Raw genomic sequence first — 22225 nt, 5'->3', positions numbered from 1 at the left:
TAGTTAATCAAACTTTCTTACAACTGGAACACGAATCGCTACAAAGAGTACGAAGACAATAACGGCGATTGCACCGCTTTTCATAACGGTTACGATTGGAATTCCTATTGCAAGCGCGATGGATGTGAATGCATAAGAGAGCGGGATAAAGCCCATTGATGATAGCATAAGTAAACTCATTACGCGTCCCATCATTTCTTCTTTGACTGTCGATTGAATCATTGCCATAAGCGGTACAATCGCCATTGCGATTGTAATACCGTAAAACATGCCAGCTAATAATGCTTGCCATAGTACGGTACTAAAGTTGATGGATAAGAAGAAGACACCAGACAGTAGCATCATGATAATACAAAATAGACCGCGTCTACGATTAATATTTTTTAAACCGACAATGACAGCACCGATTGCCATTCCGCCGCCTACAGATGCTTCTAAGTAACTAAACTGGAGCGAATCACCATGCAGCACGTTTTTAACAAAAAGCGGGAAACCAACTTGCATCGGACCGATTAAAAATAAGTTTAAAAAAGCGCTACAAATAAGGAAAGTTGAAAGGAATGGCGATTCCTTTACATATAAGATTCCTTCTTTAATGGAAGTGAACATACCTTTATCTGTATCTTTTTGTTCTGGCATCGTAAATTGTATTTTTTGAACGAGTATGGCAGCGACAATCAGTAATAAAATCGTAATGGAAAATATTGTCTCATAGTTCGTGAATTTAATGAGAATTCCGCCAAGTACAGGGCCTAAGATGACCGATGCTTGGTTCGTCATTTGTGTAAGTGAATTCGCTTGTGTTAACCGGCTTTTTTCTACCAATTCCGGTAAGATAGATCCATCTGCTGACCAGAAGAAAGCATCAGCAAGTCCAAAGAATAAAGCGAATAAAGCAAATGTATATAGCGTTATATCACCAACGATAAACCATGTGAGAATGGTTGCGACAAGAATCGCTCGAATGATATTGGAGTAAAACATAATATTTTTTTTCGGGAATTTATCAGCTACAGCGCCGCCGACAATCATAAAAATAAGCCTTGGAACACTAAGAGCTACGAAAACAACACCGAGTGAAGCTTCAAGGTTTAATGTTTTTGCTATGTACCACGTTTGTGAAAAAGTAAAAAAGGCTAAAGCAAAGCTTGAAAAAAGAGTAGCTGCCCAAAGAAAAAGGAAATTCGTATTTTTTAATAACGGTTTTCCGCTTCCTTCTAAAGCAGTTTTATTTTGTTGTAGTTCCTCCATATTGCTTCCTTTCTATGTGACAAATTTAAACTAAAAAACCAGTAAACGCCCGATTGGTGAGGGCTAATACTTAATGGGAGATGCCCCCACTGATTATAGTTTCACTTTATACAGTTTCTAATATTTCTATACTGCACTTTCTCATTGTAGACAATAATAATGAATTTGCCCAGTAGCTATTTAACGACAAAAAAAGATGCCGAATGGGCATCTTTTTTTAGGCTAACGCAATATAAATATCCAATTGTGCATGATTTGGGTCTAATGCTCTTTCGTCGTAAAGCTCGAAGTCTGTTGTGAAGGCACGTTTATTTTCTTTCGACCATTGCCAAATATATTCCCAAGCTTCGCAAACGACTTCAGCAACTGGTCCCTTTCTCGTTGTAAATACCGCATATGTAGCAGCAGGTATTGTTAAAGTTGTCATATTTTCAGGAACGTCTTCTAATGAAGAAACGGTCGTACCGATTGTGAATGTATATGTACCAGTTTCATCTGATTCGTAGTTTGAGTAGAAAGCAAATGTTGCTTTCGTTTTTTTGTTTGGGATGTGATGCATCATTTGTTCTTGGAAGTAGCGGTTCCAAAGCTCGGAGATTTTTCCTTTAGTAGATGCCTCTCTTTCGTTAGTCGTCGTAACTGAAACGCCGATTGCTTGGAAAGCTTCTTTTTTCATTATATTGGGCTCGTTAATCATGAAAATTCCTCCTTTAAAATAAGAACATTTGTTCCTGATTTTAATATAACATATTTTTATATGTGGAGTTTTTTGAAAATTTTAATTATAAATAAAAATAAGTAAAAAATGGTAAAATTTCTATTTCGTGTACAAATAGATTTGGGAGTATGTTAAGATTTTTATGTATCCTTTAACTGTTATATAAACCTATACAATAGGGCATTTTTTACTATGTTAAAAAATGGTGAAGGTTTGTATAAGTGTCCGATATATATATGCTATTTTTGATAAATTAAAATAGTAATATTCTATGAGATTTATATTGTTGACATTGGGATTTCAACAATACATTTTCGTAGGTCGGATTGTTGCGAGTGGATATATATTGCTATGTATACGGCTACGAAATTAAGTAGACGGATAGCAAGCATATAGAAAGGAGAAAGGTAAAAAATATGAAACAAGTATTGAAGTGTTTTAATGTCGTAACAATGATCACACTTCTCCTATCCATCATATTGCCTTCACCCAGTGCTTTTGCAGAGATAAATAAAAAAAGCTGGGATGAGTTACAAGGAAATGATGTGAAAATTAAGGCAGAGCAAGTAAATGCCGAAATATATAAGGGGGAAGTAGCTAAGAGGGAGCACGTATTTCAATATACGATTGAAAATACGGGAGCTACACCAATTCAAGAATTGGTGCTTAAACAAAATAATGAAAATGAAATTACGTTCCTCTCGCAATCTGTGAAAGTAAACGGAGAGAAGTTACCTGAAAATAAAGTAGCGGATTTCTATGTAGAAGAAAAAGATAAGGGAGGAAAGGTTCTTTCTTCTAATCTTAAAATTCGAGATTTAAAATCACACGAAAAAATGACTGTGCTAATAAAGGCTAGTCGCACGCAGCATTTTAATAAAGAATACAAACAAAAGATTAGTGTGCAAAAAGATAAAGTACAAATAGGAAACATGTCTGTAGATGTTGAGGGAATCCCTTCTGAAGAAAAGGTAGCAGCTAATGCCGATGAGGAGGCTGACAGTAGTAAGAAAGAAGTTGGCCCATCAGCTAATAATACAATCAAAAAAGTTGATGAAAAGCTAAAAGTATCTGTAGAAGATAAAAATAACCCTACATCAAAAACAGAACTACCAAAACAACCAGTAACCGAAGCTGAGAAGCAGCCAGAAAAAGAGGCAGTAAAGCAGAATGTTGCAGAAGTACAAGCTGCGCCAGAAAATGCTTCGAAGGTTCAAATCCAAACAGGGGATAAACAAGGGTTTGGAGATCCATTGTATTCTACAATTACTGCTGGTAATTTAGTACAGACTGGTAATGTAACACTTGGTTTGACGACCGATCATTATGGCAGACAAAGTTTGGGGTATAAGACGAATAAAATGACTGTGGACGTTGATAACGATGATAGTACTTTTAATTCGTCAACAGGAGCTTTTCCTACTATTCCCGCTGGAAGTAAAGTGAAAAAGGCTTATTTATTTTGGACAGCAGCTATGGGAACGCCAACTTATCCATCTAAAGAGTATAGAGTTAGCGATGCAGATGTAAGAGAGCCCGTTAAAATGAAAATGGGGAATAAAGGATACGCTGAAGTAAGTGCTGATAGTATACGAAAAGCGGATTATTTACCGTATATTTCAAATTACTCGGGTGCTGGTGCCGGTTATGTTGCATATGCTGACGTAACAAATGTAATTGCACAGCAAGGTATTTCTCAAACGGTGACAGTTGCGAATGTGCCACAAATTAAATTTGAAAAAGGCAGTGGTTACTACTGGGGCAACTGGAATCTTATATTAGTTTATGAAAACCATAAAGAAACCGTAAAAGATATGAAGATTTGGGAAGGGCTAGTCTCTCAAAAAAGTACAGCCTGGACAGATATTAGTGTTAATAAAATAAACACACCAAAAGAAGGTGCTTTTAAAGCAAAATTTAGTTATTTTTCATCGCAAGGTGATCCAGCTGAGAAAGATGGATATGCCTATGATTATGGAGAATATGATTTTGGTGCTGGATATATAAAGATAAAAAATATTAACGGTAAAGATAATGATGCGAATGATTCTTCTATGACAGAAGTACAAGTAGACGGTACTAACGAGTTTGTTACAAAAAAATATCCAGGATATAACCCGGATTGGACAAATTCATTCAGTACTGACATTCATACGTATCATCTTGAAGGACCGACTCAAGTAAAGAATGATTTGAAAGAAGGAAAAATGCGTTTTAGAGCATATGCTGGTACTGGTGATATTTACGTATTAAACAACGCCACATTTGTTACAGAACATAATGCTCCAAACTTACAAGTTGATAAAAAGGCATTAGATAGTACAGGTAAAGAAATTAAGGAAATTAAAGCTGGTGAAGAGTTTACGTATCAAATTGAAGTGAAAAATGATACGAAAAATAATCAAGCGCCGGTATCGAATGTAAAAGGTTTTGATAAATTAGATGATCGTTTAGAGTATGTTCCGGGATCTATACAATATATTTCTGGAAGTAATAAAGGAAATAAAACAGATGATGCAAGCGATGATGAAGCAGAGTTTGTAAATAATCAAATTGATTTCCGTGTTGGTGAAGGTGCTAATGCTAAAGACGGCGGTGTTTTAAAGCCTGGTGAAAGTGCTATTATTACATTCAAAGTAAAAGTGAAAGCTTCTGTACAATCAGATACAACAGTAAAAAATATCGTTGTTGTAAAGGGACAAGATAGTACCGAGGTAAATTATGAAACTGCAGATGATGCAGATATTACGGTTACGACTCCAAAAGAAATCCCTGGAGAAATAGAAGCTAAAAAAATAGCATCTAATAAAACACCGAAACTAGGTGAAGAAGTAGAGTATCGTATTACATTTAAAAATAAGACAAAAGATGGACGTCTAGATGTATTGACGATTGAAGATGAATTACCAAGCAATCTTGAATACGTGAAAGATAGTTTGAAAGCAGAAGGTGCAAAACCAGAGCCAGTAGAGCTGAAGTTTGAAAATGGAAAAGTAATTGCAAAGTATCCAGAAATTATGGATATGGAAGAAAGAAGTATCGTCTTTAAAACAAAAGTAAAAGAAACTGCAAAAATTGGTGAAGAAATTGTTAATAAAGCAACCGTTAGTGATAAAACAAATCCACCAAAGAATCTAGAAGAGAAGATTACACCACAGCATAAGGCCGGTAAAATTGCTGCAAAGAAAAAAGCAACAAATAAAAAGCCGAAGCTAGGAGAAGAAGTTGAATATCAAATTAGCTTCCAAAATACGGTGGAAAACGGAAAACTAGATGCAGTTACAATAGAAGATGAAATTCCAGCTAACTTAGAATTTGTTCAAGGCAGTGAGCGAGCTGAAGGTGCTGAACCAAATCCAGTAGAGTTAAAAGTAGAAAATGGTAAGGTAATCGCCAAATATCCAGAGATTATGGATACAAAAGAGCGAAGCATTGCCTTTAAAGTGAAAGTAAAAGAAGAGGCAAAAGCCGGAGAAACAATTGTTAATAAAGCGGTTGTGAGTGAGCCAAATGGACAAACTGAGCATCCAGAAGAAAAGATTACGCCGGATTATAAATACGGTAAAGTGGATGTTGAAAAAAGCGTAACGAATCAAACACCAAAACTAGGAGAAGAAGTGGAATACCGAATTACATTTTATAATACGGTAGAAAACGGAAAACTAGAAAAGGTGCTAGTAGAAGATACACTACCTAAAGGTGTTGAATACGTGAAAGATAGTTTGAAAGCTGAAGGTATAAAACCAGAGCCAGTAGAACTAAAAGTGGAAGACGGAAAAGTAATGGCAAAGTATCCAGAAATTACGGATACAGAAAAAAGAAGTATTGTTTTTAAAGTGAAAGTAAAAGATTCGGCAAAAGTAGGGGAAGCAATCGTAAATAAAGCAATTGCAAAAGATCCGAAAAATGAGCCTGTTGAATCAAAGGTTGTTATTACACCGCAAAGTAAAAAAGGTGAAATTGCTGCTACAAAGGTAGTTAATAATAAGAAGCCAAAGTTAGGCGAAGAAATCGAGTACCGCATTAGTTTTCATAATACGGTTGAGAACGGAAAACTTGAAGAGGTGCGAGTGGAAGATACAATTCCAAAAGGTCTTGAATATGTAGAAAATAGCATCAAGGCCGAAGGAGAAGCACCTGGACCAGTAGAATTAGCTGTTGAAAATGGGATAGTCAAAGCTAAGTATATCGATATTATGGATATGAAAGAAAGAAGTATCGTCTTTAAAGTAAAGGTGAAGGAAGAAGCAAAAGTAGATAAAGAGATTGTCAATAAAGCAATTGTTGATGATACGAAAAATCCACCGATTGAGCCGGAGGAAAGAATTACTCCGCAACATAAGGATGGAATAATTGATTCGAAGAAGACAGTAGATAATCCATCACCAAAACTAGGAGAAGAAGTAGAATACCGAATTAGCTTTAAGAACACGGTAGAAAACGGAAAACTAGAAAAGGTAATAATAGAGGATACAATTCCTAACGGTTTAGAGTATGTAAAAGGCAGTGAAAAGGCTGAAGGTGATAAACCAGCTCCATTAAAGTTAAGTGTGAAAGATGGAAAAGTCATTGCTGAATACGAAAATATTACGGATATGAAAGAAAGAAGTATTGTCTTTAAGGTAAAGGTGAAGGAAGAAGCGGAAGTAGGTAAGGAAATCATCAATAAGGCAATTGTGGATGATATGAAACATCCGAAAGAACCAGAAGCAAAAATCACACCATTACACAAAGATGGAAAAATTAAAGCGAAGAAAAGCGTAAATAATGAAACACCGAAGTTAGGAGAAGAAGTAGAATACCGAATTAGTATGAAAAACACGGTTAAGTACGGAAAGCTAACAGACGTGATAATAGAGGATACTTTACCAGAAGGTTTAGAGTATGTAGAAAATAGTTTGAAAGCAGAAGGTGTCGGAACAGATTCAGTAGAGCTGAAATTTGAAAACGGTAAGGTAATGGCAAAATATCCAGAAATTATGGATACAGAAGAAAGAAGTATCGTTTTTAAAGTGAAAGTAAAAGAAGGAGTAACAGTCGGTAAAAAAATCATTAATAAAGCAACTATTGATGATTCGCAAAATAAGCCAGTTAATCCGACTGCGGAAATTATTCCTCAGTATAAAGATGGAAAACTTGAAGCGAAAAAGATGGTAAATAATGAAACGCCGAAGTTAGGAGAAGAAGTGGAATACCGAATCAGCTTTAAAAATACGGTAGAACATGGAAAGCTAACAGAGGTAAAGATAGAAGATGATTTACCAAATGGATTAGAGTATGTGAAAGATAGTGTAAAAGTAGAAGGTTCTAAGCCAGATCCAGTGGAATTGAAATTTGAAAACGGTAAGGTAATGGCAAAGTATCCTGAGATTACAGATACAAAAGAGAGAAGTATTACCTTTAAAGTGAAAGTAAAAGGTAAAGTGAGCGATTCAATTGTTAATGAAGCGATTGTGAGCGATACGAAACATCCGCCAGAAACACCGACAGCAGAAATTATTCCGCAACATAAAGACGGAAAAGTGAAAGCGAAGAAGACGGTAAATAATGAAACGCCGAAGTTAGGAGAAGAAGTAGAATACCGAATTAGTTTTAAAAACACGGTAGAAGACGGAAAACTAGCAGAGGTGAAAATAGAAGATACTTTACCAGAAGGTTTAGAGTACGTAGAAAACAGTGTGAAAGCAGAAGGTTCTAAGCCGGATCCAGTAGAATTGAAATTTGAAAATGGTAAGGTAATGGCGAAGTATCCAGAGATTACGGATACAGAAGAAAGAAGTATCACTTTTAAAGTGAAAGTAAAAGATGAAGTGAAAGTCGGTAAAAAAATCGTCAATAAAGCAATTATTGATGATACGAAAAATGAGCCAGAAACACCGACGGCAGAAATTACTCCACAGCATAAAGACGGAAAAGTGGAAGCGAAGAAAACGGTAAATAATGAAACACCGAAGTTAGGAGAAGAAGTGGAATACCGAATTAGCTTTAAAAATACGGTAGAAAACGGAAAGCTAGCAGAGGTGACAATAAAAGATGATTTACCAAATGGATTAGAGTATGTGAAAGATAGTTTACGAGCAGAAGGTTCTAAGCCAGATCCGGTAGAACTGAAAGTGAAAGATGGAAAAGTAATCGCAAAATATCCAGAAATTATGGATACAGAAGAAAGAAGTATCGTCTTTAAAGCGAAAGTAAAAGAAGAATTTAAGGTTGGTGAAGGCATTGTCAATAAAGTAGTTGTTGATGATACAAAAGATCCAACAACTTCAGAAGTAACAATTACGCCAGAATATAAAGACGGTAAGCTTAAAGCAGAGAAATTTGTAAACAATAAAAAACCGAAATTAGGAGAAGAAGTAGAATACCGAATTAGTTTTAAAAACACGGTAGAAAACGGAAAACTAGTAGAGGTTACAGTAGAAGATGAAATTCCAGCTGGATTAGAGTACGTGGAGAACAGTTTACAAGCAGAAGGTTCTAAACCAAGTCCGGTAGAATTGAAATTTGAAAACGGCAAGGTAATGGCAAAGTATTTAGAAATTGCGGATACAAAAGAAAGAAGTATTATTTTTAAAGTGAAAGTAAAAGAAGAGGCAGAAATAGGCAAGGAGATTGTTAATAAAGCAATCGTAGTAGATACAAAAAATGAGCCAGAAGAGCCTCGTGTGGAAATTACTCCGCAATATAAAGATGGTAAAATTGCTGCGCAGAAAGTAGCAAATAATCATAAACCGAAACTAGGAGAAGAAGTAGAATACCGAATTAGTTTTAAAAACACGGTAGAAAACGGAAAACTAGTAGAGGTAAATATAAAGGATACATTACCAAATGGTTTAGAGTATGTAGAAGGCAGCATCACAGCAGAAGGTTCTAAACCGAAACCAGTAGAGCTACAGGTGAAAAATAATAAGGTAATGGCAAAGTATCCAGAAATTACAGATACAGAGGAAAGAAGTATTGTCTTTAAAGCGAAGGTAAAAGAAAGCGTAAAAGTAGGAGAAGAAATCGTAAATGAGGCAATTATAGATGATACAAAGAATCTGCCAGAAGAGCCTTATGTACCGATTACACCACAATATAAAGATGGGAAAATTGAGGCAAGAAAAGAAGTAAGTAATCATGAACCGAAGTTAGGTGAGGAAATCGAATATCGAATTATTTTTAATAATACGGTGAAAGATGGAAAACTAGCAGAGGTAAAAATAGAAGATGAAATTCCAGCTGGATTAGAGTTTGTAGAAGGAAGCGAAAAGGCTGAAGGTGAAGAGCCAAAACCAGTGGAGCTGAAAGTAGAAAATGGTAAGGTAATGGCAAAGTATTCAGAGATTATGGATACGAAAGAAAGAAGTATCGTCTTTAAAGTGAAGGTGAAAGATTCAGTTGCAATAGGTAAAGACATCACAAATAAAGCGATTATCCATGTTGATGATCCGAACCATCCAGTAATTGATCCGACAGCAAAAATTACACCGCAATATAAAGACGGTAAAATTGCTACTCATAAAAAGGTGAATAATCATAAACCGAAGCTAGGGGAAGAAATCGAATACCGAATTTCATTTAATAATACGGTGAAAGATGGAAAACTGGCAGAGGTGAAAATTGAGGATGAAATTCCGTCTGGTTTAGAGTATGTGAAAGATAGTCTAAAAGCAGAAGGTGATAAGCCAGCACCAGTAGAGTTGAAAGAAGAAGCTGGTAAGGTTAGTGCGAAGTATGAAAATATCACTGACATGAAAGAAAGAAGCATTATCTTTAAAGTGAAGGTGAAAGATTCTGTTGAAGTGGACAAAGCAATTGTAAATAAAGCAATTGTTGATGATACAAAAAATCCACCAGAGCGACCAGAAGTAGAAATTACCCCGCAGCATAAAGACGGTAAAGTTAAAGCTGATAAAAAGGTAAATAAAAAAGATCCAAAGCTAGGAGAAGAAGTAGAGTACCGAATTAGTTTTAAAAATACGGTAGAAAACGGAAAACTAGCAGAAGTGAAAATTGAGGATCAATTACCAACTGGTTTAGAGTATGTGAAGGATAGTTTAAAATCAGAAGGTAATGAGCCAGCGCCAGTAGAGTTAAAAGAAGAAGCTGGGAAAATTACAGCGAAGTATGAAAATATTATTGATACAGCTGAGCGTAGTATTATCTTTAAAGTGAAAGTAACGGAAGTAGCAAAAGTCGGTAAGAAAATCGTGAATACGGCAATTGTGGATGATGACAATCCGAAGAATCCGCCGCAAAAACCAGAAGCGATTATTACGCCGGAGTATAAGGACGGAAAACTAAAAGCTGAGAAAACAGTAAATAATCCAGCTCCAAAATTAGGAGAAGAAGTAGAGTATCGAATTACTTTCCGTAACGTAGTAGAGCATGGAAAAGTAGCGAAGGTGAAGATTAAGGATGAATTACCAACTGGCTTAGAGTTTGTAGAAGGTAGTGAAAGAGCCGAGGGAGAGAATCCGAAACCGTTGTATGTGAAAGTGAAAAACGGAATCGTCCTTGCGGAATATCCAGAAATTACGGATATGAAAGAAAGAAGTATCGTCTTTAAAGTGAAAGTGAAAGAAAAAGCTAAAGTAGGCGAAGAGATTGTGAACAAGGCGATTGTGGAAGATACAATAAATCCACCAGAGCAACCGAATATCTCTATTCAGCCTCAATATAAAGATGGTGCATTACAAGCAGAAAAAACAGTAAGTAATCATGAACCAAAGTTAGGAGAAGAAGTAGAATATCGAATTAGCTTTGAAAATACGGTAGAGAACGGAAAACTAACTGAGGTAAAGGTAGAAGATGAAATTCCAGCCGGTTTAGAATACGTACAAGATAGTATAAAGTCTGATGGGCCGGAACCATATCCGGTGGAACTTAAAGTAGAGAATGGAAAAGTAACAGCAAAGTATCCAGAAATTACGGATACGAAAAAAAGAAGTATCATCTTTAAAGTGAGAGTACAAGAGACGGTACAAGTAGGAAAAGAGATTGTAAACAAGGCGATTGTTGATGATAATAATCCGACGCCGCCGCCAGTTGAGTCACTTATACCAATCACACCGCAATATAAAGATGGGAAACTAGAGGCAAGGAAAGAAGTAAGTAATCATGAACCAAAGCTAGGGGAAGAAATTGAATATCGAATTACTTTTAACGGCACAGTAGATGGCGGGAAGTTAGTTGATGTAAAGATTGAAGATGAAATTCCGTCTGGTTTAGAGTATGTGAAAGATAGTCTGGAGGCCGTAGGTGATAAGCCTGTGCCTACAGAACTTAAAGTAGAGAATGGAAAAGTAACAGTGAAGTATCCAGAAATTACGGATACGAAAGAAAGAAGTGTCATCTTTAAAGTAAAGGTAAAAGAAACAGCAAAAGTTGGAGGAGAAATAACAAATAAAGCGATTATTGAAGTGGATGATCCGAAACATCCAGTTATAGAACCGACAGCGAAAATAAAGCCAGAATATAAAGATGGTAAGTTAACAGCAGCGATTACAGTAAGTAATAAAGAGCCAAAGCTAGGAGAAGAAGTAGAATACCGAATTAGCTTCAAAAATACGGGGGAAAACGGAAAACTAGATGTAGTTACAATAGAAGATGAAATTCCAGCCGGTTTAGAATACGTGCAAGGTAGTATTAGATTTGAAGGGGCTGAGCCAAATCCAATAGAGTTAAAAATGGAGTTTGGAAAAGTAATCGCCAAGTATCTAGAAATTACAGATACGAAAGAACGTAGTATTATTTTTAACGCGAAGGTAAAAGAAGCGCCGAGTAAAGGGATAACAAATAAAGCAGTAGTGGACGATAAAATAAATCCGCCACTTGAGCCTACAGTTACAATTTTACCGAAAACAAAAGAAGATTTTAAGATACCAGAAGATCCGAAAGAGCCGAAGGAGCCAGAAGTGAAACCGGAGGATCCGAAAGAGCCGAAGGAGCCAGAAGTGAAACCAGAAGATCCGAAAGAGCCGAAGGAGCCAGAAGTGAAACCGGAGGATCCGAAAGAGCCGAAGGAGCCAGAAGTGAAACCGGAAGATCCGAAAGAACCGAAGGAACCAGAAGTGAAACCGGAAGATCCGAAAGAACCGAAGGAGCCAGAAGTGAAACCGGAAGATCCGAAAGAACCGAAGGAGCCAGAAGTGAAACCAGAAGATCCGAAAGAGCCGAAGGAGCCAGAAGTGAAACCGGAAGATCCGAAAGAACCGAAGGAGCCAGAAGTGAAACCGGAAGATCCGAAAGAACCGAAGGAGCCAGAAGTGAAACCAGAAGATCCGAAAGAGCCGAAGGAGCCAGAAGTGAAACCAGAAGATCCGAAAGAGCCGAAGGAGCCAGAAGTGAAACCGGAAGATCCGAAAGAACCGAAGGAGCCAGAAGTGAAACCGGAAGTAAGATTGGAAAAATTAATTAAAGAGCCGCAAGTAAAAACAGAAAGAGAATTACCGAAAACAGGGGCAGCGTCTCCATGGATGATGTCAGTTGGTGCTGGAATTTCATTCTTAGTTGGCGGAGTATTATTCGTATTAGGTAGAAGAAGAAAACAATAATTTTTTTAGACGAAAAGCACACTGAGTTCGATAGTTTATCGAATTCAGTGTGCTTTCGTGGTATATAAAATAAAAGCTCCTTCCACGTATGGAAGGAGCTTTTATTTCTACATATTAAAACATGCTTGAGCTATGCATTGGTTGAAGTTTTGCATTTGGATCGAAGTAAGCTTTTGCATTGTTTACTGCTGTTGGTGCTTCACCGAAGCCGCAAGCAATGAGTTTTACTTTTCCTTCATATGTACAAATGTCACCAGCAGCGTAAATGCCAGGAATATTTGTTTCCATTTTTGAATTTACAAGGATGCTGTTTTTTTGTATATCTAAGCCCCAGTTTTTAATTGGGCCAAGAGAAGAAACGAAGCCATAGTTTACAATTACGTCATCAACATCGATGATAACTTTTTCTTCCGTTTTTACGTGCTGAAGAACGACTTGTTCAATTTTGTCATCACCAATGAGTTCAACTGGAACATACGGTGTACTTACTTCTGCACGAGAATTCATTAAGTTTTCGACGCTATGTTCATGCGCACGGAATTTATCGCGGCGATGAACGATTGTAACTTTTTCAGCGATCGGTTCTAACATCATTGTCCAATCAACAGCTGAATCGCCGCCGCCAAATACTACGACGCGCTTACCGGCAAATTTATTCATATCATCAACGAAATAATGTAAGTTTTTCTTTTCATACTTTGCTGTACCTTCTAATTCTAAGCGGCGTGGTTGGAAAGCACCATTGCCAGCAGTAATAATAACTGATTTAGAATAGTGAGTTTGCTTATTCGTAACAAGTTTAAATATACCGTCAGCTTGTTTCTCAAGCGTATCGACAGCTTCTTCTAAACAAACGGTTGGGTCAAATTTCTTCATTTGCTCTTTTAAGTTATCAACTAATTCTTGTGCGCGCACTTTTGGGAATCCAGCTACATCATAAATGTATTTTTCAGGGTAGAGTGCGGATAATTGTCCTCCAAGTTGAGGTAAGCTTTCAATGATTTTTACACTTGCTTGTCTCATACCGCCATAAAATGCTGTGAACAGCCCTGTTGGACCACCACCAATAATTGTTATGTCGTAAACTTTTTGATTTTCTGCCACTTTCATTCCCCCTATAGATGGAATTTTGATATTGATTTCATATATTGTTCATATGTACACGAAAATCCTGCAAATGATGACACTTTCAAATAAATGATAGCATATTTGAGTTCATAATACTTCTGAAAACGACTGAATTGTGTGTAAGTTTTCGCATAGGTTCTTTTTTATTGTATAAAATATACAGAAAGGAAAATACATGAAAAAAAGTCTAAAAAACCCTTGAAAACGCTATGTTATTTTAAAATATTGATAATTCTCCAGACGCTTGAATTCTGGAATAAAACCGACTAATATAGGGAAGTATTATGTTAAATTTCTATGACAAAATTCGTACGATTTTTTGACTGCGTTTTGTTATGATATAGAATGTGATAAATTCCACATTCTTGACAAATAGAGTTTTTAGTACTTGGTATTATTTCTCATTACTATTATATAAAGAAAAGGGTTGTGATTTGGTGAAGACTCCAAAAATCGTAGTTTTAGGTGCAGGTTATGGCGGGATGATTACGACTGTTCGTCTGCAAAAAGCATTATCTGTAAATGAAGCTGAAATTACGCTAGTAAACAACAACAGCTATCACTACCAAGCGACTTGGTTACACGAGAGCGCAGCTGGTACATTACAAGATGAAAAAATCTGTCTAGATATTCAAGACGTTATTGATACAAATAAAGTAAACTTTGTACAAGACACAGTAGTAGAAATTAAAGCTGCTGAAAAACGCATTATCTTAAAAGACGGCGAGTTAGAGTATGACTACTTAGTAATTGGTCTTGGTTTCGAATCAGAAACATTCGGAATTACAGGATTAAAAGAGCATGCATTCTCAATCGCTAACATTAATGCAACTCGTGAAATTCGTGAGCATATGGAAGCTAGTTTCTCTAAATATGCAACTGAACAACGCGATGAGTTAGTAACAATCGTTGTTGGTGGTGCTGGATTTACTGGTATCGAGTACGTAGGTGAGCTTGCAAACCGTGTTCCTGAACTTTGCAAAGAGTACAATGTACCACGTGAAAAAGCACGTATCATCTGTGTAGAAGCTGCTCCAACAGCACTTCCAGGTTTCGATCCAGCGTTAGTAGAATACGCTGTAAAACAACTTGAGAAAAAAGGTGTAGAATTCCGCATCGGTACAGCAATTAAAGAAGCAACTGAAGAAGGTATTATCGTTGCGAATGGCGATGACACTGAATTAATTAAGTCTGAAACAGTAGTTTGGGCTGCAGGTGTTCGTGGTAACGGTATTGTGGAAGAGTCTGGATTTGAAGCAATGCGCGGACGTGTAAAAGTTGATGAGTACATGCATGCTCCAGGATACGAAGATGTATTTATGGTTGGTGACGCAGCGTTAATCATTAATGAAGAAATTAACCGTCCATACCCACCAACAGCACAAATTGCAATTCAACAAGGTTACAATATTGCACACAACTTAACTGTATTAGTTCGTGGTAAAGGTGAAATGAAAAAATTCGCATTTGATAATAAAGGATCTGTATGTTCTTTAGGTCATGACGATGCAATGGGCGTTGTTATGGGTAAAAAGTTAACAGGTTGGAAAGCTTCCTTCATGAAGAAAGTAATCGATAACCGTTACCTATTCTTATTAGGTGGACCTTTATTAGTTCTTAAAAAAGGTAAATTAAAGTTCTTTTAATATATAGTAGAAAAAGCAGAAACGGCTAAGAGTTGTTTCTGCTTTTTTCATATTAAAAATATAGTATAATATAAAAAGAAAGAATATTCTGTCCGTTCTGAAAGAGGAGGTTATTACATCATGGAGAAACGAGGGAAGGTATGGCTAGCTGTTAGTGGTTTAGTAGCTACAAAAGATGGTAGGTGGCTATTTGTTAAGAAGAAATACAGTGGATTAAAAGGGAAATGGTCTTTACCGGCTGGTTTTGTAAATGAAGGTGAGACGGTTGATGAAGCTGTGAAACGCGAAGTGTTAGAAGAGACAGGCATTGTCGCTCATGTGAAGGGGATCATTGGTGTTCGATCGGGTGTTATTCGTAATGAGATTAGTGATAATATGATTATTTTTCTTTTGGAGCCTGAAGGAGAAAATATTATTATACAGGAGAAAGAATTGTCTGAAGTGGCGTTCTTACATCCGGATAAGATTGTAGACGATCCGAATACGTCTGTGCTTATTAAATATTTGTTAGAAGGAAGATCAGAACTACATCTTGAAGTGGACAAAACATTAAATCCAGGCGAACCATTTGGTTATACAGCTTATCACGTATTTACGGCACGTGCGAAGGAGAGGGGAAAAGAGTGAGTATACCGGTACTACTTATTTCAATGATGTTATTCTTTATTTTGTTCTTTGGAATTGGATTTTTACTCAACATGATTTTGCGAGCTACTTGGGTAATGGTTATTGTGTATCCGATTGTTTGTATGCTTATTATTAATAAAGCGAGTATGTGGGATTATTTTTCAAAACCGAAAGAAACATTTTCTTCATTTGGGACAAGTGTATCGCACTTAGGACAAGCAGACGTATTTATTCTATCTACTGGATTAGTAGGGGCTGCTTTAGCAGGAGTCGTAATCAAGAAACTTCGGAAAAGCGGATATCAAATGTTTTAATCTCCAATTAAGTTGGAGATTATTTTTTTGCATATTCCTTCATGGTATAGGGAATGATTAACGATGAAGGAGTGTGGAATATAAAAATGTTAAAACGATATTGTATTCGCATTATGATGACTTGTTTACTTGCAATTGCATTATGCGTAACATGGAATGCTTTCACAGGAGTTTCTTTATTAGAGATTGTAAAGAAGTATGAGGGAACGAGTGCAAAAGAAGTACATGCAGCAGAAGTTAAGAGAAATGTTGCTCCGAGTAAAGAAGTGATAAATGCTTTAGAGCAGGCAAACGACTGGTCTAAATATCGTTCAATTGAAATGACTGCAACAGGTTATACATCGGGGATTGAGTCAACTGGTAAGAGGCCGGGACATCCAGAGTATGGTATTACATATTCAGGTGTTAAAGTGAAAAGGGATTTATATTCCACAATCGCTGCGGACTTACGCGTATTTCCGATTGGAACGATTCTATTCGTACCAGGTTATGGATATGGTGTAGTAGCTGATAAGGGCGGTGCAATAAAAGGAAACCGTCTTGATCTATATTATGATACGGTGAAAGATGTTTATAGCCAATGGGGTAAGAAAAAAGTAAATGTGTACGTAGTAAAAGTAGGAAATGGTAAGTTTACAGAAGAAGAGTTAACGATGTTAAATCAAGACGAAACGATGCAAGTGTTTCGTGGTCAATATTTAAAACAAAGATAGTCTAGTCGTAATTACGCTAGACTTTTTTTCTTGGCTTATTTCATAATAGAGGGGATTTTACACGTCATATAACTGTAGTTAGAATTGTCGCATTTTATCGAAAATAAAGTTATAATGGTGGTAGAGAAATTTAGGGGGTCTGAACATGTTTCAAGTACAAAAAGAATTAGCAGGTCATGAAGCAGTAATTGTTGCTTTATTTGAAGAAGAGAAAATGAGTAGTTTTGTACAAGAACTGGACAAAGCGTTTGAAGGACAATTACAAGTTTTACTAGAAGAGAAAGAATTATCTACGAAGAAAAAGGCCATTTCGAAAGTGCATAGCTTAGGAAAAACAAATGTGAAACGTTATTACTTTGTTGGTTTAGGCAAGAAAGAGTCTTACACGACAGAAACGTTACGTGCGGCTCTTGGTAAGGCATTTAAAACACTGCAAGCAGCAAAAGTACAAGATGCAGCAATCTTACTTGATTCTTTCGTAACAGAGAAATTAGACGCGATTGATGTCGCTCATATTGCAGCAGAGGTACAAGGCCTTGGTACATATGAATTACAAACGTATAAATCAGATAAAAAGGATCGTGTAGAGTTAGAGAAGTTCATGGCTATTACATCGGAAGATGCACAAGAAATTGAAGCCGCATTAACAGTTGGCTACGTACATGGACGTGCAACAAATTCAGCTCGTACACTTGTAAATATGCCGCCAAACGTATTAACAGCGACAAAGCTTGCTGAGTATGCTGTTGAATTAGCGGAGAAGTATGATATGGACTATAAAGTTCTTGAGAAAGAAGAGATGGAAGATCTTGGTATGGGTGCGTTACTTGCAGTAAACCAAGGTAGTGTAGAGCCACCAAAAATGATCGCTCTTATTTATAAGGGAAAAGAAGAGTGGAAAGATGTCATTGGGTTCGTTGGAAAAGGTATTACATACGATACAGGTGGTTATTCTTTAAAACCACGTGAAGGCATGGTTGGTATGAAAGGTGATATGGGCGGTGCAGCTGCTGTATTAGGTGCGATGGAAATTATCGGTGAACTTCGCCCAGAACAAAATGTGATCGCTGTTATTCCTTCAACTGATAACGTTGTAAGTGGTACGGCATTTAAGCCAGACGATGTAATCACATCTATGAGCGGAAAAACAATTGAAGTATTAAATACGGATGCAGAAGGTCGTCTAGCTTTAGCTGACGGTATTACGTATGCGAAAAAACTTGGTGCAAACTACCTTGTTGATGTTGCAACATTAACAGGCGGTGTAATTGTTGCACTTGGAAACTATACGACAGGCGCAATGACAAATAATGAAGAGTTATTTGAGCAAGTGCTAGAGGCTTCTATGGAAACAGATGAGCCAATTTGGCAACTACCGATTTTTGATCGTGATAAAGAACGCGTTCGAAACAGTAAGTTTGCTGATTTAAATAACTCACCAGGCCGTGAAGGACATGCGGTTATGGCAGGTACATTCTTAGGCGAATTCGCTGAAGATACACCGTGGGTACACTTAGATATCGCTGGAACATCAGAAACAAAAGGCGCGCACGACTTAGGTCCAGCTGGAGCAACTGGTGCAATGGTACGTACACTTGCAACACTTGTGGAGCGCTTCGGAGAAGAATAAGAGTATAAGTGAAGACTGTTCCAATATTTTGGAACAGTCTTCTTTTTATAGGTTTGTTTACCCCGCTATTTGCCGGGTAGTAAGACTCGCACCCCAAAATTCAGCGAAAGCAAAGCAGTTAGGTGGGGTTGTTGGTAAAAGCCCGATTGGTGAGGGCTGATTAAAGTTTCACTTTATAAAGAAATCGTATACAAAATCCCGTTTAAAGCAAAAGAAGTACGGCCCGTTTCTTCAGAGACAACTAATATAAGTGCATCACTCTTTTCTGATAAGCCAATTGCAGCTCTGTGACGTGTTCCTAGCTCAGGATCAACTTCTGTACTTTTCGTTAAAGGAAGAATATTAGCAGCTGAGACAATATGATTATTTTTTACGAGAACGGCACCGTCATGAAGAGGGTTACCTGGATAAAATATTGATTCGAGTAATGGTGCAGTTAAATGAGCGTTTAATGTCGTTCCAGTTTGAATGAGAGCTTCAAGCGTCTCGTTTCTTTCCACAACGATAAGAGCACCATGTTTTCTGGCGCTTAAGTGTTGGATAGCTGTCGTAATAAAAGATGAACTTTCCGTATAAGGTGATAAATATGCCTGAATATAGTATGTAGCTGCCAATGTTTGTACATTTGCTAACATATGATGAATATCTTCCATTTTGCATAAAATACATTCGTCTTCTTTATCGATTGCGTTCCTCATAATCGATAGTTCTTTTTCAGCAATTTCAATCATTTGCTTTGTTTGTATTTTGAGCTCTTCTGACAAGCCCCATTCGTGCATAATCCTCATTCCCTTTAGTGGAGTATTTAACAATAGTGTATACAAATATTCCTAGTAAAATCCTGCTAGATTTTATAAAATATTGAGATACAGCATGTTTTTTTCATATAATAAAGGTATGACGAGCGAGAGGAGAGAGAAGAATGAATTGGAAACAAGAATTTAGTCGCTGGCTTTCTTACGCACAATTAGATGCAGAATTAAAAGAACAGCTAGAAAATATGAAGCAAGATGAGAAGAAAATCGAGGATAGCTTTTATAAAAATCTAGAGTTTGGCACAGGTGGTATGCGTGGTGAACTTGGTGCTGGTACGAACCGTTTAAACGTATATACAGTTCGTAAAGCAACAAAAGGATTAGCAAGCTTTATTGAAAAATTAGGTGAGGAAGCGAAAAAACGCGGTGTTGTTGTAGCCTATGATTCTCGTCATAAATCACCTGAGTTTGCAATGGAAGTTGCTGCTACACTTGGGGCACGCGGTATCACAACATATGTGTTTGAAAGCTTACGTCCAACGCCAGTACTTTCTTTCGCAGTTCGTCATTTACATACAGTAAGTGGAATCGTTCTTACGGCAAGCCATAATCCGCCTGAATATAACGGATACAAAGTATACGGTGAAGATGGTGGACAGTTACCTCCAAAAGAGGCAGATGAGTTAATTAGCTACGTAAATGCAGTAGAAGATGAATTAACAGTTGAAGTCGCTGATGTAGAGCAATTAAAAGCTGACGGTTTATTACATATTATTGGACAAGAAGTAGATGATGCATATGCTGCAGAATTGAACAATGTCATCATTAATAAAGAAATGGTGCAAAAGGTCGGCAAAGACTTAAAAATCGTCTTTACACCATTGCACGGAACATCAAATATTTCTGTACGCCGTGGTTTAAAAGAAGTTGGATTTACAGATGTAACAGTTGTAAAAGAGCAAGAGTTACCAGATCCAAACTTCTCTACAGTAAAATCACCGAACCCAGAAGAGCACGCAGCGTTTGAGTATGCCATTCGTGATGGTGAAAAGGTAGGTGCAGATGTATTAATCGCAACTGATCCTGACGCAGATCGTCTAGGTGTAGCAGTGCGTAATCATAATGGTGAGTTCCAAGTATTAACAGGAAACCAAACAGGTGCATTAATGCTTGATTACTTACTATCTCAAAAGAAAGAAAACGGAACGCTTCCAGAGAACGGTGTCGTATTAAAAACAATCGTAACGTCTGAAATTGGTCGTACAATTGCAAAAGCATACGGTTTAGATACAATTGATACGTTAACTGGATTTAAATTTATCGGTGAGAAAATTAGACAGTATGAAGAAAGTGGACAATATGAATTCCAATTCGGTTATGAGGAAAGCTATGGTTATTTAATCCGCCCATTCTGCCGTGATAAAGATGCAGTACAATCTGTTCTATTTGCATGTGAAGTAGCTGCATACTATAAATCACAAGGGAAAACGTTATATGACGGTCTATTAGAAGTATTTGAGAAGTACGGTTTCTTCCGTGAAGACCTTGTATCGTTAACGTTAAAAGGAAAAGATGGAGCTGAAAAAATCCAAGAGATGATGGCAACGTTCCGTGAGAATCCGCCGAAAGAAGTAGCTGGCTTAACAGTCGTAGCAGTGGAAGACTATAAAGCAAGCATCGTTACATCTTTACAAGATGGACATAAAGAAGAGATTCACTTACCGAAATCAAATGTGTTAAAATATCAATTAGAGGATGGTTCATGGTTCTGCCTACGTCCATCTGGAACTGAGCCGAAGATTAAGTTTTACTTTGGTGTAAAAGATAGTTCTTTACAAAATAGTGAACAAAAGTTACTTACTATTAAAGAAGACATTATGAATCGTTTATAATACAAAGTAATTTTAAGTAGTAAGGAACAAAAGGGAGCGAAATCTCCTATTTGTTTTATGTAGGGAATGCTTGCTATTGATTCCGACAGGAGAGAGGGTATTTTGTGATGAAAAAAGTAAGAAAAGCGATAATCCCAGCAGCTGGATTAGGAACACGTTTTTTACCAGCTACGAAAGCAATGCCGAAAGAAATGTTACCGATAGTAGATAAACCAACGATCCAATACATTGTAGAAGAAGCAGTGAAATCGGGTATCGAAGATATTATTATCGTTACTGGTAAAACAAAGCGCTCTATCGAAGATCATTTTGATAACGCATTTGAACTAGAACAAAACTTATTAGAGAAGAAAAAATATGAGTTGCTTGAAAAAGTACAAGCTTCTTCAAAAATGGTAGATATTCATTACATCCGTCAAAAAGAGCCGAAGGGACTAGGACATGCTGTTTGGTGTGCGCGTAAATTCATTGGTGATGAGCCGTTTGCAGTGTTACTAGGTGATGATATTGTCCAAGCTGAGAAACCGTGTTTACGTCAATTAATGGATGAGTATGAAAAAACACTTTCTTCTGTTATTGGTGTACAAACTGTTCCAGAGTCGGAAACACATCGCTATGGAATTATCGATCCATTAGAACAAGAAGGTCGTCGTTACCAAGTTCGCAATTTCGTTGAGAAACCAGCACAAGGTACAGCTCCTTCAAACTTAGCAATTATGGGCCGTTACATTTTAACGCCTGAAATCTTTATGTTCTTAGAACAGCAACATGTCGGTGCTGGTGGTGAAATTCAATTAACAGATGCAATCCAAAGCTTAAATGAAATCCAACGTGTATTTGCTTACGATTTCGAAGGAAAGCGCTACGACGTAGGTGAAAAGCTAGGATTCGTTCAAACGACAATTGAAATGGCCCTGCAACACCCAGAATTGCGTGATGACATGGTTGCAATGATGAAGAAAATTTTAGAAGAACAAGCGAATCAAGAGTCTTAATATAAAAAAGAGTTATTG

At 37.0% G+C, this 22225-nt stretch carries 12 protein-coding genes; 8 read left to right on the top strand and 4 right to left on the bottom strand.

The genetic code is table 11. The features are described from left to right. Positions 1-3: 3 nt before the first annotated feature. Together BC_RS24590 and BC_RS24585 are read right to left on the bottom strand one after the other, a co-directional pair. The gene (locus tag BC_RS24590; RefSeq protein ID WP_000391935.1) at positions 4-1251 is read right to left on the bottom strand and encodes an MFS transporter; all 1248 of its coding nucleotides are present in this window, start codon (positions 1249-1251) and stop codon (positions 4-6) included. Positions 1252-1468: 217 nt separating this feature from the next. Continuing rightward, complete coding sequence (locus BC_RS24585; protein ID WP_000606669.1) at positions 1469-1948, bottom strand: GyrI-like domain-containing protein; 480 nt, start codon at positions 1946-1948, stop codon at positions 1469-1471. A 437-nt stretch (positions 1949-2385) separates the two neighbouring features. Between BC_RS24585 and BC_RS24580 the strand changes: the two genes are divergently transcribed. Next, the gene (locus tag BC_RS24580) at positions 2386-12507 is read left to right on the top strand and encodes an isopeptide-forming domain-containing fimbrial protein (protein ID WP_000815762.1); all 10122 of its coding nucleotides are present in this window, start codon (positions 2386-2388) and stop codon (positions 12505-12507) included. A 114-nt stretch (positions 12508-12621) separates the two neighbouring features. On the opposite strand, the gene BC_RS24575 is transcribed toward BC_RS24580, so the two are convergent. After that, positions 12622-13611 carry an NAD(P)/FAD-dependent oxidoreductase gene (locus BC_RS24575; protein WP_000829785.1) on the bottom strand — a complete coding sequence of 330 codons (990 nt, stop codon included), beginning with the start codon at positions 13609-13611 and terminating at the stop codon, positions 12622-12624. 461 nt (positions 13612-14072) lie between these two features. Between BC_RS24575 and BC_RS24570 the strand changes: the two genes are divergently transcribed. The 5 genes from BC_RS24570 (at position 14073) to pepA (ending at position 18565) form a co-directional block, all read left to right on the top strand. Beyond that, positions 14073-15281 (top strand): NAD(P)/FAD-dependent oxidoreductase, encoded by a 1209-nt coding sequence (locus tag BC_RS24570; RefSeq protein ID WP_000856612.1) that lies wholly within the window; start codon positions 14073-14075, stop codon positions 15279-15281. A 120-nt stretch (positions 15282-15401) separates the two neighbouring features. Continuing rightward, positions 15402-15908, top strand: a complete 507-nt coding sequence (locus BC_RS24565) for an NUDIX hydrolase (RefSeq protein WP_000415315.1) — start codon at positions 15402-15404, stop codon at positions 15906-15908. After that, a complete protein-coding gene (locus BC_RS24560) occupies positions 15905-16222 on the top strand; it encodes a YuiB family protein (protein WP_000027016.1) in 318 nt (105 codons plus the stop codon). The genes BC_RS24565 and BC_RS24560 overlap by 4 nt, the downstream gene beginning before the upstream one ends. A gap of 86 nt (positions 16223-16308) precedes the next feature. After that, positions 16309-16935: a 3D domain-containing protein gene (locus BC_RS24555; RefSeq protein WP_000920103.1), complete on the top strand. Its 627-nt coding sequence runs from the start codon at positions 16309-16311 to the stop codon at positions 16933-16935. 145 nt (positions 16936-17080) lie between these two features. After that, positions 17081-18565, top strand: a complete 1485-nt coding sequence (gene pepA, locus BC_RS24550; RefSeq protein WP_000487943.1) for a cytosol aminopeptidase — start codon at positions 17081-17083, stop codon at positions 18563-18565. A gap of 173 nt (positions 18566-18738) precedes the next feature. Here pepA and cdaS read toward each other — a convergent pair whose 3' ends face one another. Continuing rightward, positions 18739-19344 (bottom strand): sporulation-specific diadenylate cyclase CdaS, encoded by a 606-nt coding sequence (gene cdaS, locus BC_RS24545; protein WP_000545252.1) that lies wholly within the window; start codon positions 19342-19344, stop codon positions 18739-18741. A 143-nt stretch (positions 19345-19487) separates the two neighbouring features. Between cdaS and BC_RS24540 the strand changes: the two genes are divergently transcribed. Together BC_RS24540 and galU are read left to right on the top strand one after the other, a co-directional pair. After that, complete coding sequence (locus tag BC_RS24540) at positions 19488-21212, top strand: phospho-sugar mutase (RefSeq protein WP_001104219.1); 1725 nt, start codon at positions 19488-19490, stop codon at positions 21210-21212. 107 nt (positions 21213-21319) lie between these two features. Next, positions 21320-22207 carry a UTP--glucose-1-phosphate uridylyltransferase GalU gene (gene galU / locus BC_RS24535; protein ID WP_002097988.1) on the top strand — a complete coding sequence of 296 codons (888 nt, stop codon included), beginning with the start codon at positions 21320-21322 and terminating at the stop codon, positions 22205-22207. Positions 22208-22225: the final 18 nt, after the last annotated feature.

Source organism: Bacillus cereus ATCC 14579, from assembly GCF_000007825.1.
GTDB classification, from domain to species: domain Bacteria; phylum Bacillota; class Bacilli; order Bacillales; family Bacillaceae_G; genus Bacillus_A; species Bacillus_A cereus.
This window is presented reverse-complemented; position numbering and strand designations above follow the sequence as displayed.

Excerpts from the sequence above, each read along its gene's own strand:
- BC_RS24590 (WP_000391935.1), bottom strand. The coding sequence starts at position 1,251 with ATGGAGGAACTACAACAAAATAAAACTGCTTTAGAAGGAAGCGGAAAA.
- BC_RS24585 (WP_000606669.1), bottom strand. The coding sequence starts at position 1,948 with ATGATTAACGAGCCCAATATAATGAAAAAAGAAGCTTTCCAAGCAATC.
- BC_RS24580 (WP_000815762.1), top strand. The coding sequence starts at position 2,386 with ATGAAACAAGTATTGAAGTGTTTTAATGTCGTAACAATGATCACACTT.
- BC_RS24565 (WP_000415315.1), top strand. The coding sequence starts at position 15,402 with ATGGAGAAACGAGGGAAGGTATGGCTAGCTGTTAGTGGTTTAGTAGCT.
- BC_RS24555 (WP_000920103.1), top strand. The coding sequence starts at position 16,309 with ATGTTAAAACGATATTGTATTCGCATTATGATGACTTGTTTACTTGCA.
- pepA (WP_000487943.1), top strand. The coding sequence starts at position 17,081 with ATGTTTCAAGTACAAAAAGAATTAGCAGGTCATGAAGCAGTAATTGTT.
- cdaS (WP_000545252.1), bottom strand. The coding sequence starts at position 19,344 with ATGCACGAATGGGGCTTGTCAGAAGAGCTCAAAATACAAACAAAGCAA.
- BC_RS24540 (WP_001104219.1), top strand. The coding sequence starts at position 19,488 with ATGAATTGGAAACAAGAATTTAGTCGCTGGCTTTCTTACGCACAATTA.
- galU (WP_002097988.1), top strand. The coding sequence starts at position 21,320 with ATGAAAAAAGTAAGAAAAGCGATAATCCCAGCAGCTGGATTAGGAACA.